This window comes from Erythrobacter oryzae (genome assembly GCF_030271515.1).
In the GTDB taxonomy this organism is placed as follows: Bacteria; Pseudomonadota; Alphaproteobacteria; order Sphingomonadales; family Sphingomonadaceae; genus Erythrobacter; species Erythrobacter oryzae.
Genome location: NZ_JASCXI010000002.1, coordinates 110609 through 123343, shown reverse-complemented (window position 1 = coordinate 123343; position 12735 = coordinate 110609). Strand labels below are relative to the sequence as shown.

Here is a 12735-nt window from a genome sequence, read left to right as displayed (position 1 = left end):
GTCCGTAAACCCACTGCACCACTCGCACAAGAATTGCGTTTCGAAACGCAATCACATTTTCGATAGGAGAGAGAGCTGTGAGCGATACCCCCGAGGTGCTGACTGAAGTCGAGGACGGCGTCCTCATCGTCACCATCAACCGCCCCGACGCCAAGAACGCCATGACCCGCGCCGCGGCCGAGGGAATCGCGGCGGCGATGGACCGGCTCGACGCCGAGGACGACCTGCGCGTCGGCATCCTGACCGGCGCGGGCGGGACCTTCTGTTCGGGCATGGACCTCAAGGGCTTCCTGCGCGGCGAGCGGCCGACGGTCGAGGGCCGCGGCTTCGGCGGCGTGGTCGAGGCTCCGCCCAAGAAGCCGCTGATCGCCGCGGTCGAGGGCTATGCGCTCGCCGGGGGCCTCGAGCTGATGATCGCCTGCGATCTCGTGGTCGCCAACGCGGGCGCCAAGTTCGGCATTCCCGAAGTAAAGCGCGGCCTTGTCGCGGCGGCGGGCGGCGTGATGATGCTCCCCGACCAGATCCCCCAGCGCGTCGCCATGGAACTGGCGCTGACCGGCGACTTCATCGACGCGCCCCGCGCCTTCCAGCTCGGCCTCATCAACGAAGTGACCGAGGGCTCTGCGCTCGACGCCGCCAAGGCACTCGCGGCGCGGATCGCCGCCAACGGCCCGCTCGCGGTCAAGGTCTCCAAGCAGATCGTCAAGGAATCGCGCGGCTGGGCGATGGATGAACGCTATGCGAAGCAGGGCCAGCTTATCGGCCCGGTCTTCGTCAGCCACGACGCCCGCGAGGGCGCCGCCGCCTTCGCCGAAAAGCGCAAGCCCAACTGGACGGGGAAGTAAGACGATGTCGGTTTTGAACGTGCCTCAGCCCGCCTTCATGGAAGACGAGGAAATCGCCATTTTCGCCGACGCGGTCGGCAAGTTCTACCAGCAGCACGCCCCCCAGAAGCGCGTCGAAAAGTGGCGCGAGGATGGCCAGGTCGAGCGCGAATTCTGGCGCGAGGCGGGCGAAGCGGGCCTGCTCGGGGTGAGCGTTCCGGCCGAATATGGCGGCCACGGCGGCGACTTCCGGCATGACCTCGTCGTCATCGACCAGCAGGCCAAGCACGGCGTGGACGGCTTTGCCGCCTCGCTCCACAACACCGTGATCCTGCCCTACCTCGTGCGCCACGGGACCGAGGAGCAGAAGCAGAAATACCTCCCCCGCCTCGTCAGCGGTGACCTCGTCAGCGCGATCGCCATGACCGAGCCGGGCGTGGGTTCCGACCTCCAGTCGATCACCACCACCGCGGTGAAGGACGGCAACGGCTACCGCATCAGCGGCTCGAAGACCTATATCTCGAGCGGCCAGATCGCCGATTTCATCATCGTCGTCGCCAAGACCGACCCGAACGAGCGCGCGAAGGGCATCTCGCTGATGCTGCTCGAGACCGAGGGCGCCGAAGGCTTCCAGCGCGGGCGCAAGCTCGACAAGATCGGGATGGACGCGGCCGACACCTCGGAGCTGTTCTTCGACAACGTCTTCGTGCCGGCCGAAAACGTGCTCGGCGGGGTCGAGGGCAAAGGCTTCTACCAGCTGATGGGCGAGCTGCCGCAGGAACGCCTGATCATCGCGGTGGGCGCGATCAACGGGATCGAGAAGGCGCTCGAGACCACGATGGACTACGTCAAGAACCGCAAGGCGTTCGGCCAGACGATCTGGGATTTCCAGAACACGCAGTTCGTGATGGCCGACCTGAAGGCCCGCAGCACCGCCGCCCGCGTCTTCGTCAACGACTGCATCGCTCGCCACCTCAAGGGCGAGCTCGACGTGGCGACCGCCTGCATGGCGAAATACTGGGTGACCGAGCTGCAGGGCGAGGTCGTTGACAAGTGCCTGCAGTTCCACGGCGGGGCCGGGTTCATCAACGACTACCCGATCGCCCGCATGTACCGCGACAGCCGCATCACCCGCATCTTCGGCGGATCGAACGAGGTGATGAAGATGGTGATCGCGCGTTCTATGTGAGCGAACCCGCCTCCGCGGGTTCGTCCTCGGTGCTGTTCCCGCCGCTGGCGCGGCGGGGCACCTGCGGGCGGCCGTTCGGCCTTGCGGTCGCTGACGCGACCGTTCCGGCGCGATCATCGAGCATTGGAAAGGCGGCCCCGCAACGGGTCGCCTTATTCGTGAGCGGCCACCACACCGCCAAGTCGCGCGAGTTCGACGCCGAAGGCGTCGCGAGCGCACGCCCGCGAGCCGCAGGTGCTCAAGTCCGCAGGACTTGAAACCGCACCGAGGACGAGGGCGCGGAGGCGCCCTCGCACACAAAAAAGGAGCGGCCCGCCCAGGCGAGCCGCTCCCCTCTCCCGCTCCTTTTCGGAGCTAACCGTTCAGCGCGCTCAGAACTTCGCGCGCAGCGTCACGCCGTACTGGCGCGGCGGCAGGGTGAAGGCCGAACGCGAGTTGTTCGCGCCGGTGCTGCGCAGCGTGGTGTTGAACGTCACCCCGCGCACCACCTCGTCGGTGAGGTTGTTGACCCAGCCCTCGAGCGCATACTTGCCGCCGGCAAAGCGCAGGCCGGCGCGCATGTTCACGAAGGCCTTGCCGTCCTGGATGTCGGCCACGATCAGCGGCTGGGCAGCGACCGCCGCATCGACGCCGAGAGCGGCGATCTGCGCCGTGCTCGGCGGCACGATCGCCTGGGTCGAGGTGCGCTGGTCATCCTCCACCCGGACCTGGCCCGAGAGGAAGAATTCGACATCGTCGCTGATCGGCTTCTCCCACATCGCGCCCGCCAGCGCGATGATGCGCGGGGCGTTGGTGAGGTCGTTGCCGCACAGCGAGACCACCTGCGGCGCGGTCTGGGTGCCGGCGCAATCGTCCGGGTAGCTCGCTTCGAGGAAGGTCGCCGACAGGTTCACCGTCAGACCATCGGCCGGGCGCAGCAGGCCTTCGATTTCCACGCCGCGGGTGTTGGCCTTGGGCACGTTGAAGGTGGCAAAGGCGGTTCCGGTGAACTCGAGCACCTGGAAGTTGGTGAACTGTTCGTAGAAGGCGGCAAGGTTGAGGGTCAGCGCCCGGTCGGGGGTCTGCGCCTTGACGCCCAGTTCATAGGCATCGACCTCTTCCGACTGGAAGCTCGGGTTGGCCCCGCCGACGGCCGCGGTGGTATCGAGGTTGATCCCGCCCGCCTTGTAGCCGTGGGTGAAGCTCGCATAGGTGCTCACGAAGGGGCTGATCTCGTAGCCGAGCTTGACGGTGTAGATCAGCTCCTCGTCCTTGAAGGTGGACTGGAAAGTGCGCGGCAGCGGCAGGGCGGCGGCCTGCGGCAGGTTGGCGGGCGCCACGAAGCCGAAGCAGCCGATCCCGACGAAGGCCGGCACCAGCGCCGGGTTGACCGCGCCGATCGCCCCGAGGCGCGGCAGCGTCGCCCCGCAGACCGTGTTGTTGGTCGCCACCTGGGTAAAGCCGCCCGACTTGTCTTCCCACGAATAGCGCGCGCCCACCGTCAGTTCGAGCCCGTCGATGATCTCGAAGGAGTTGTGGGTGAATACCGCGTAGCTCTTGGCGTCCTGCTGGAAGCGGTTGCTGGTGCGGGTGCCGGTCGGGTTGACGCCGACGAAGGTCTGGAGCGGCAACGGCCCTGCGGCCGCGCCGAGGAAGGCGCCGAAGTTGCGGTCGAAATCCGCACCCAGCGCGAACTGCTGGGTCTGGTCGATCGACTCGTCGGAGTAGAACCCGCCGATCATGTAGTTGAGCTTGCCCTCGAGGGTCTCGCCCTGGAGCCGCAGTTCCGCGGTCCAGTTGTCGATCTCGAGATTGAGCGCGTCGACGTTGAAGATGTCGAGCCCGGTAAAGTCGGAATCGTAACGCTCGAAGCTCTTGTACTTGCGGTAGGAGCCGATGAAGATCAGGTCGGCGCTGTCGGAGATCGGGAATTCGAGCTCGCCGGTCACGCCGTAGTTGTCGATGTCAGCTTCGGGCGCGAAGTTGGCCGAGACGACGCGGTTGTCCATCGCCCGCTCGAAGCCGGCCTGGTCGTTGCGCGCGGTTGCGACGAAGGGCTGGCCGTTGCCGCCATTGGCGCCGAGGCCGACCGCCGCGAAGGCGCCGGCACCCACCAGCGGCGTCTGGTAGAGCTCGATGGCGCCACAGCAGCTCGACGTGCTCTTCGAATAGTCGGCGATGATGCGGCCGCGCAGACCGCTTTCGGTGTCCCAGCCGATCTGGCCGCGCACCAGCCACTGGTCGACATCATTGGTGTCGCCCACTTCGCGGCCCGTGCGGTCGACCACGGTGAGGAAGCCGTCACGCTCGCGGAACGCGCCGGTGAGGCGCAGCGCGAGGGTGTCCTGCACGATCGGCACGTTGATCGCGCCCTGCAGGCTCTTCTCGTCGAAATTGCCGTATTCGGCGTTCACGAAGCCGCTGAACTCGGTCACGTCCGGGCGGACGTTGGTGATGTTGAGCGCGCCCGCGGACGTGTTGCGGCCGAACAGCGTGCCCTGCGGCCCGCGCAGCACTTCGACGCGTTCCACGTCGACGAACTCGCTCAGCGCGACGCCCGGGCGGGCCTGGTAGGCGCCGTCGATGAAGATGCCGACCGCGCTTTCGAAGCCGATATTGTTCGAGGTCGTCCCCACGCCGCGCACACGCAGCACCACCGAGCCCGAGGCGAGCTGCGCCTGGCTGGCGGTGAAGGAGGGCGCGAGGGCGGCGATCTGCTGGATGTTGACCACGCGCTGCGCTTCGAGCTGCTGCGGGGCGATCGCGGTCACCGCGAGGGGAATGTCCTGCACGTCCTGCGCGCGGCGGGTCGCGGTCACGATGATGACATTGTCATCCTTGGTGGCGGCGGCGTCCTCCTGGGCGTCCTGGGCAAAGGCGGGGGTAGTCAGGGCGCTGCAGGCCATCAGGCCGCAGGCGAACATAGCGAACTTGCGCGTCATCAATTTCCCTCTCTCCACATCCCAGCCGGTCTTTTTGATGCCGGACTTGGGTAAGCGGAGCGAAACCTATCAGCGTCTTCGGGCCTAACAAGAGTTATAGTCAGCTTTTGCCCAACAGTAGCAAAAATGCCACAATCATGCATTTTCCGCAGCATCGCCCCAATCCGCATACCTATGCAGGAACGATTGTTGCGTAGGGCCGCGAAAGGGCGCCCTCAGAAGCCGTAGCGCAGGCCCAGCCACACGGTGCGCGGGACGCCCAGATCGATCGACCCGCCCTGGTTGCGGGTGACGATTGCCTCATCGGTGAGGTTCTCGCCCCTGAGCGTCAGCGACAGGCGGCCCCACAAGGGCGCGGCGAGGAAGGCGTCCAATGTGGTGGCGGGCGCGAGGCGGTCGGTCTGGCGGTCGTCCTCGAACTGGGCGGAGACGTGGCGCAAGGTGCCCGCGATCCGCCAGCCGGCGGCAGGCTGCCAGCCGAGGGTGAGCGAGGCCGCGAATTCGGGGGTCTGCGCCGGGCGCAACCCGTCGAGGTCGGCGGACGGCCCCTCGCCCCGCACCTCGGCATCGGTCCACGCGAGCGCGCCGTCGAGGCTTATGCGTCCGAACTTCGCCGCGACGCTCGCCTCGATCCCGCGCGCTTCGATTGCCGGGAGATTGGCACGGCGGCGGAGGTTGGGGCCCACGGTGACATTGGCGATGGCATTCTCGACCTCGTTGTCGAAGGCGGTCACCGCGATCACCACTTCGTTGACCGGCTGCCAGACCAGCCCGATCTCGAAGCCCTTGAGACGCTCGTTGGCGAGGTTCGCATTGGCCTCGGTGGTGACGGGGAAGACCACGAAGGGGCGGTAGAGCTCGTTCAAGGTCGGCAACCTGAGGCCGGTATAAGCCGCCGCGCGCAGATCGAGGCGGCGGGTGGCGTAAAGCAGCGCGCCTGCGCGCCAGCTCAGCGACCAGTCGCTGCGGTCGGGGGCGACGATCTCGCTCACCACCGCCCCGGTGGTGGCCGAGACCGCGCGGTAGAAACCGCCGGTGATGCTCGAGCGGTCGGCGCGCAGGCCGCCGTTGATGGTCAGCGGGCCGATCTGCCAGTCATCCTCGAGGAAGATGCCGAGATTGCTCGTCGCGCCCCCGGCCCGCCGCCGCTCGGTGATCGCGCCGGAGACCGCGTTCAGCGCCTCCTCCTGCAACTCGCCGTCAGCGCGGCGGTAGTCGGCACCGATGCGGATGTCGTGGCCGTCGAGGATCGGCGGGCGCAGCTCGAACTTGCCGCCGATGCCGGTGGACGGCGTGCGGCGCTGGTCGAGCGTGGGGGTGAAGCGGGTCGAGGAAATGACGATGTTCGAGAAATCGCGCGCCTGCACATAGGCCAGCGCATCGAACTGCCATGCCCCCCGCCCGACGAAGCGGATGCTCGCTTCCTCGCCCTCGCTGGTCGAATCCGCACCGCGGAAGCGCAGCGTGCGCACGTCGCGGAAGGCGGCGACGCGGGCCTGCACTTCGATGGTGTCGGTGAGCGGGGCGACGGTGCGCAGGCTCGCGTTCCAGCTGTCGAACGCAGCGCGCGCGGTGGCGGGGACGCGCTGTGCGTCAGAGGTGGTGAAGAACCCCTGCCCGCGGTCCCAGCGCCCGCTCGCGACCGCGAAGCCGCGCCCGAGCTTCTGGGTCAGCACCCCGCTCGCCTCGGTCTCGCCCCGGTCGTTCACCGCCGCGCTGCCGAGGAAGGGCTCGCCCGGCTCGGCGCTTTCGAGCTCGATCGTCCCCGCCAGCGCGCCCGCCCCGAACGGCCCCGACCCGCCGCCGCGCGTCACGCGGATCGCGCCGAGGGTCTCGGGCGCGATGGCCGAGAGCGGGATATAGCCGAAGAAGGGATCGGCGAGCGGCACCCCATCGAGCAGTACCAGCGCGCGGCTGGTGGCATTGCCGCCCAGCGCGCGCAGCGTCACCCCTTGCGCGCTCGGGTTCGAGGAGCGGCTGTCCGAGCGGCGGAACTGCTGGAAGCCCGCGACATTCCTGAGCACGTCCTCGATCCGGCCCGAGGGGCTGGCGACGATCGTCTCGCGCTCGATCGTGGTCGTCGCATAGATCCCGGCCGAGAGCGCCGGATCGAGGCCCTTGCCGGTGACGATAATCTCTTCCGCGAGATCCTCCTCCTCGCCCGCCTCCGCCTCCTGCGCGGCCAGCGGCACGGCGGAGGGAAGCAGCAGGGCGCAGGCGAGCAGGCGGGCACGGAAGGTCATGGGCCGCGCCTTAAAGCGGCCGGCGCGCCGCGTCACCACAAACTCAGTTGCACTTTGCCATTCAAGACTCGCTTTTGCGCGGGGCCTGTGGTTACATCAGTGTCAATTAGGGAGAGAGAGGCCCGATCATGCTCGCAACACCGCCTGATTTCGACGTCCTGATCGTCGGTGCCGGCATTTCCGGCATCGGCATGGCCGCCCACATGGAGATGAAGGCGCCGCACCACAGCTACGCCATCGTCGAGCGGCGCGACAATCTCGGGGGCACGTGGGATCTGTTCCGCTATCCCGGCATCCGCTCGGACAGCGACATGCACACGCTGGGCTTCGATTTCGAACCGTGGCGGCATGAAAAGAGCATCGCCGATGCGCCCGCGATCCTCGAATATCTCGACCGGATCGTCGACGAGCGCGGCATCCGCCAGCACATCCGCTTTGGCCACAAGGTCATCCGCGCGGACTTCCACCATGATGACGCGCGCTGGCATGTCGAGCTGGAGAAGGCCGACGGCAGCACGGCGCACATGACCGCCAATTTCCTCTACCTCGGCGCAGGCTACTACGATTACGACGAGCCCTATGATCCCGGCTTCGACTTCGGCGAGTTCGAAGGACAGGTGCTCCACCCGCAGTTCTGGCCCGACGATCTCGACTACAAGGACAAGCGCGTCGTCGTGATCGGATCGGGGGCGACGGCGGTCACCATCGTTCCCTCGATGGCGAAGGAAGCGGCGCACGTCACCATGCTCCAGCGCACGCCGACATGGATGTTCACGCGCCCCGCCAAGGACGCGGTAGCGAACTTCCTGCGCGCAGTGCTGCCGGAAAAGCTCGCCTACCGGATCACCCGGTTCAAGAACATCAAGATGCAGGACTTCTCGTTCAAATTGGCGCGCGACAAGCCGGAGAAGGTGAAGGACGCGCTCTACAAGAAGATCGAGGCCTCGCTCGGCCCGGGCTACAACAAGGAGGCCTTCACCCCCCCCTACAATCCGTGGGAACAGCGCCTGTGTCTGGTGCCCGACGAGGACCTGTTCAAGGCGATGAAAGCGGGCAAGGCGGATGTCGTCACCGGCCATATCGCCAAGTTCGAAAAGGGCGGCGTGCGGCTGACCGACGGCACCTTCCTTGCCGCCGACATCGTCGTGACGGCGACGGGCCTGAAGCTCGCGGTCGCGGGCAAGATCGACGTTCGCGTCGATGGCGAGCCGGTGAAGTTCAACGAGCGGTTCTATTACAAGGGCTGCATGTTCTCGAACCTGCCCAACCTTGCGGTGGTGTTCGGCTATTTGAACGCCAGCTGGACGCTGCGGGCCGACATCAACTCCGACTACGTCTGCCGCGTGCTCGAGCACATGCGCAAGACCGGCGCGCAGATCGCGACCCCGGTGCTCACCGCGCAAGCCGAGGCCGCGATCACCGAGGACGACGTGTTCGACTTCTCGAGCGGCTACATCCAGCGCGGCAAGCACATCATGCCGCGCAATTCGGTGAGCTATCCGTGGCGGCTCAATCAGGAATATGTGGTCGACCGCAAGCGCATGAAGGACGACCCGCTGACCGACGGCATCCTCACCTTCACCAAGCCGGGCGCGAACGCGCGGGGCGTGGACGAGCAGCTGGAAGCGGCAGAATAAGGTCTAAAGGCGGGCGGTAATCTCTTCCGATTGCGCCCGCCTTCGCCTAACCAATGCCCATGACCTCTCCCGACAAGATCTGGACCGCCGGGCTCATCGTCATCGGCGACGAAATCCTCTCCGGCCGCACGCAGGACAAGAACATCGCGCAGGTCGCGAGCTGGTTGCAGGTGCAGGGCATCCGCCTCGCGGAAGTCCGCGTCGTGCCCGATGTCGAGGCGAAGATCGTCGAGGCGGTGAATGCTTTGCGGGCGAGCAACGACTACCTCTTCACCACCGGCGGGATCGGCCCGACCCATGACGACATCACCGTCGATGCGGTCGCGGCGGCGCTGGGCGTGCCGGTCGTCATCCACCCCGATGCCCGCGCGATACTCGAACGCTATTACGAAACCCGCGGCGGGCTCAACGAGGGGCGCCTGCGGATGGCGCGGGTGCCCGAGGGCTCGGAGCTGATCCCCAATCGCATGTCCGGCGCACCCGGCATCCGGCGCGGCAACATCTTCCTGATGGCGGGCGTGCCGCACATCACGGCGGGCATGCTCGACGCCTTGACGGGAGAGCTCGAAGGCGGCGCGCCGCTGCTGTCCGAGACGCTCGGCGGGTGGATCCCCGAAAGCGAGGTCGCCGACATCCTGCGCCGCACCGAGGCGGCCTTCGCAACCTGCCAGATCGGCTCCTACCCCTTCTTCCGCGAGGGCCGAGTGGGCGCCAATTTCGTGGTCCGCTCGGTCAGCGCCGAGGACCTTGCGGCGTGCTGCGCGGCCCTCGCCGAGGGGCTGGCAGCGGCAGGGCATCCGGTGACGCCGGGCGGCATCTGAGGTCGCCTGCGGGCGCTTCGGGAGACATCATCACCTCGCCTTAACCCTTGCCTGATAGAGGCTTGGTCATGACGCGCGTGTTCATCACGATCGACACCGAATACTCCTCCGGCCTCTACAATGGCCCGGGAGCGGACGACCGTGCCGAGAACTTCGCCCGCTCGATCGCCTGCGTGACGCCCGAGGGTCCGGCGGGGATCACCCACAAGCTCGAGCTGCTGGCAGAGCACGGGCAGAAGGCGGTGTTCTTCGTTGACCCGATGCCCGCACTGGTGTGGGGCGTGGCGGCGATCGAGGACATCGTCGGACCGATCGTCGCCGCCGGGCAGGACGTGCAGCTGCACTGCCATACCGAGTGGCTGGGCCTCGCCGGCCCCGCCAGCCCGCTCGCCTCGAAGGCCACGGGCAAGAACCTCGCCGACTTCGCTTTCGAGGACCAGTGCGCGATCCTCGACTACGCCCGCACCACCCTGATTGCCGCAGGTGCGAGCGCGCCGGTCGCCTTCCGGGCGGGCAATTACGGCGCCAATGACGACACCCTTCGCGCGCTCGCTGCGACCGGGCTCGATTACGACACCAGCCATTGCCCGGCGCTGGTCGGCTCGGGCGCGTGCCGCATCAGCCTCGGCGCCGAGGACCGCGATCCGGTCGGCCATATGGGCGTGATCGAGGTTCCCGTGGGCGCGATCGGCACGATGGGCGGAGGGCTGCGCCACGCGCAGCTCACCGCGCTGACGCTGGGCGAGCTGGTCAGCGCGATCCGCCATGCGAAGGACAGCGGGCGCGACAGCTTCACGGTGGTCAGCCACTCCTTCGAGCTCATCAACCGCCGTCGGCAGGCGGTGAACCCGATCGTCCGGCGCCGCTTTACCGGGCTGCTCAAGGCGCTGGCGCGGATGCGCGGCGTCGAGACCGGCACCTATGCCGGGACCCCGCCGCTGCTGTCGCTCACCGGCAGCACCACCGCGCTCCCGGCGTGCCCGTTCCGCACCAGCCGCCGGATCGCCGAGCAGTTCGTCTCCAACGCGCTCTACGGCAGCATCTAGAGCGCCCGCGATGGCCTCCGCCGGGATCGACTTCACCTTGGGGTCGCGCCGCCTTGCACGGGTGCCGCGGGAGCTGGCGACTTGGGCCTTCAGCCTCGAGGACGTGCTCGCCGCCGCCCTGCCCCCGGCCCCGCCCCCGGCGCGTGACGGGGTGCGGGTGCTCTCCGCCCCGACCCTGCTGCTGCCCGAGGTCGCCGCGCGCTATCCGGGCTGCATCCCCGGCGGGAGGCAGGACTACCGGCGGCACTACATCGACATGAGCCTCGGGTTCGAGGCCTATATGGCGCGCTTCTCGGGCAAGACCCGCTCGACCCTCAAGCGCAAGGCGAGGAAGCTGGCTGAGGAGCTGCCGGGGGGCTATCATGTCACCGCCCACCGCACCCCCGCCGAGATCGAGGCCTTCCTTGCCCTCGCCCTGCCGCTGTCGGCGAAGACCTATCAGGCGCGGCTGCTGGATGCAGGGCTGCCCGATGATCCCGCCGCGCGCCGCGCCATGCTGGAGGCGGCCGAGGACGACCGGATGCGCGCCTTCCTGCTCCACGCGGGGGGCAGCGCCATCGCCTATCTGTCGCTGCCGGTGAGCGGGCGGACGCTGGTCTATGCCCACCTCGGCTACGATCCCGCCTTCGCCCGGCTCTCACCCGGCACGGTGCTCCAGATCGAGGCGCTGGAGCGGCTGTTCGCCGAACGCCGCTTCGCCTGGTTCGACTTCACCGAGGGCGAGGGCGCGCACAAGGCGCTGTTCGGGACCGACGCGGCGGCGTGTTCGAGCCTCGTCCTGCTCAACCCCACACTTGCCAACCGCACGCTGATCGGCGCGCGCGTGGCCTTCGATGCGGGGGTTGCCGGAGCGAAGGCGCTGGCGGAGCGGTCAGGCGCCCTCGGCCGGATCCGCGCCGCCTTGCGCGGCTGAGCGCTGCGCGGCGCGCAGGCGGTTCGCTTCCTGCTGGCGCGACCGCTCGACCAGCGCGGTGCGCACCGAGGGCGTGCCCGAGAGCGAGCCGTAACGCAGCGCGATGTAGAGCCACACCGCCACCACCACCGCAAGCAGCGCCGTCGCCGCAAGGCCGAGCCGCAGGTCGTAGTTGAGCAACAGGCCGTCCGCCGCCAGAGCGACACCCGACACCAGCCACTTGGGCGACAACCAGCCGGAGAGACGTTCCGAAGCAACGGGCATGAGCGACCTCTTTCATGAACCGCGGGCGAGGGAGAGGAGGGGCGCCGCGGGTGCCTGTATCAAATGGTACAACGCGCGCAGAAGGCAAGGGGTCCGAATGACCAATTCCGCAAAGCAAAGGGGCCGGAAGCGCGCGGCTTCCGACCCCTCATAGGCTGTCAGCTGAGCTGTAGGAAAGGGGCTTACGCGCCCTCGACCTCGCTCAGGTCGACCTTGAGGCCCGGGCCCATCGACGAGGTCAGCGAGACCTTGCGGACATACTTGCCCTTGGCGCCGCTCGGCTTCGACTTCACCACCGCCTCGGTCAGCGCCTTGAAGTTCGCCTTCAGCGCGTCGTCCGAGAAGCTGAGCTTGCCAATCCCTGAGTGGATGATGCCCTGCTTTTCCACGCGGAACTCGACCTGACCGGCCTTCGCGTCCTTGACCGCCTGGGCGACGTTCGGGGTCACCGTGCCGAGCTTCGGGTTCGGCATCAGGCCCTTGGGGCCGAGCACCTTACCGAGGCGGCCGACGATGCCCATCATGTCGGGCGAGGCGATCACGCGGTCGTAATCGAGGTTGCCGTTCTGCATGTCCTCGAGCAGGTCTTCCGCACCGACCTTGTCGGCACCGGCGGCCAGCGCCTTCTCGGCATTGTCGCCGCGCGCGAACACCGCGACGCGCACGTCCTTGCCGGTGCCCGAGGGCAGCGAGACCATGCCGCGGACCATCTGGTCGGCGTGACGCGGATCGACGCCGAGGTTCATGGCGACTTCGACGGTCTCGTCGAACTTGCCCTTGAACTGGCGCAGCACGCCCAGCGCTTCCTCGATGGTGTAGAGCTTTTCGCGGTCGAGCGAGGCCAGAACCTTCGCCTTCTTGGTGATCTTGCCCATGT

Annotated in this window: 10 protein-coding genes; 6 read left to right on the top strand and 4 right to left on the bottom strand. The window is 67.7% G+C overall.

Annotation, left to right across the window (positions count from 1 at the left end; genetic code table 11):
• Nucleotides 1–77 precede the first annotated feature (77 nt).
• Nucleotides 78–845 (top strand): crotonase/enoyl-CoA hydratase family protein, encoded by a 768-nt coding sequence (locus PFX90_RS05345; protein ID WP_285711351.1) that lies wholly within the window; start codon nt 78–80, stop codon nt 843–845.
• A gap of 4 nt (nt 846–849) precedes the next feature.
• Nucleotides 850–2013: an acyl-CoA dehydrogenase family protein gene (locus PFX90_RS05340; protein ID WP_285711350.1), complete on the top strand. Its 1164-nt coding sequence runs from the start codon at nt 850–852 to the stop codon at nt 2011–2013.
• Between the two features lie 371 nt (nt 2014–2384).
• Here PFX90_RS05340 and PFX90_RS05335 read toward each other — a convergent pair whose 3' ends face one another.
• Both PFX90_RS05335 and PFX90_RS05330 read right to left on the bottom strand, forming a co-directional pair.
• Entirely contained in the window at nt 2385–4934 is a 2550-nt protein-coding gene (locus PFX90_RS05335) for a TonB-dependent receptor (protein ID WP_285711349.1), read from the bottom strand.
• Nucleotides 4935–5149: 215 nt separating this feature from the next.
• The gene (locus PFX90_RS05330) at nt 5150–7177 is read right to left on the bottom strand and encodes a TonB-dependent receptor (protein WP_285711348.1); all 2028 of its coding nucleotides are present in this window, start codon (nt 7175–7177) and stop codon (nt 5150–5152) included.
• 128 nt (nt 7178–7305) lie between these two features.
• Here PFX90_RS05330 and PFX90_RS05325 point away from each other — a divergent pair, with 128 nt between their 5' ends.
• The 4 genes from PFX90_RS05325 (at nt 7306) to PFX90_RS05310 (ending at nt 11594) form a co-directional block, all read left to right on the top strand.
• Nucleotides 7306–8814, top strand: coding sequence for a flavin-containing monooxygenase (locus PFX90_RS05325; RefSeq protein ID WP_285711347.1), 1509 nt, complete (start codon nt 7306–7308; stop codon nt 8812–8814).
• Nucleotides 8815–8873: 59 nt separating this feature from the next.
• Nucleotides 8874–9635, top strand: a complete 762-nt coding sequence (locus PFX90_RS05320) for a competence/damage-inducible protein A (RefSeq protein ID WP_285711346.1) — start codon at nt 8874–8876, stop codon at nt 9633–9635.
• Nucleotides 9636–9703: 68 nt separating this feature from the next.
• Nucleotides 9704–10681, top strand: a complete 978-nt coding sequence (locus PFX90_RS05315) for a polysaccharide deacetylase family protein (RefSeq protein ID WP_285711345.1) — start codon at nt 9704–9706, stop codon at nt 10679–10681.
• 10 nt (nt 10682–10691) lie between these two features.
• A complete protein-coding gene (locus tag PFX90_RS05310; protein ID WP_285711344.1) occupies nt 10692–11594 on the top strand; it encodes a GNAT family N-acetyltransferase in 903 nt (300 codons plus the stop codon).
• On the opposite strand, the gene PFX90_RS05305 is transcribed toward PFX90_RS05310, so the two are convergent.
• Nucleotides 11553–11858, bottom strand: a complete 306-nt coding sequence (locus PFX90_RS05305) for a hypothetical protein (protein WP_285711343.1) — start codon at nt 11856–11858, stop codon at nt 11553–11555. The genes PFX90_RS05310 and PFX90_RS05305 overlap by 42 nt on opposite strands.
• A gap of 182 nt (nt 11859–12040) precedes the next feature.
• Nucleotides 12041–12733 carry a 50S ribosomal protein L1 gene (gene rplA / locus PFX90_RS05300; protein ID WP_285711342.1) on the bottom strand — a complete coding sequence of 231 codons (693 nt, stop codon included), beginning with the start codon at nt 12731–12733 and terminating at the stop codon, nt 12041–12043.
• Between the last annotated feature and the right edge of the window lie 2 nt (nt 12734–12735).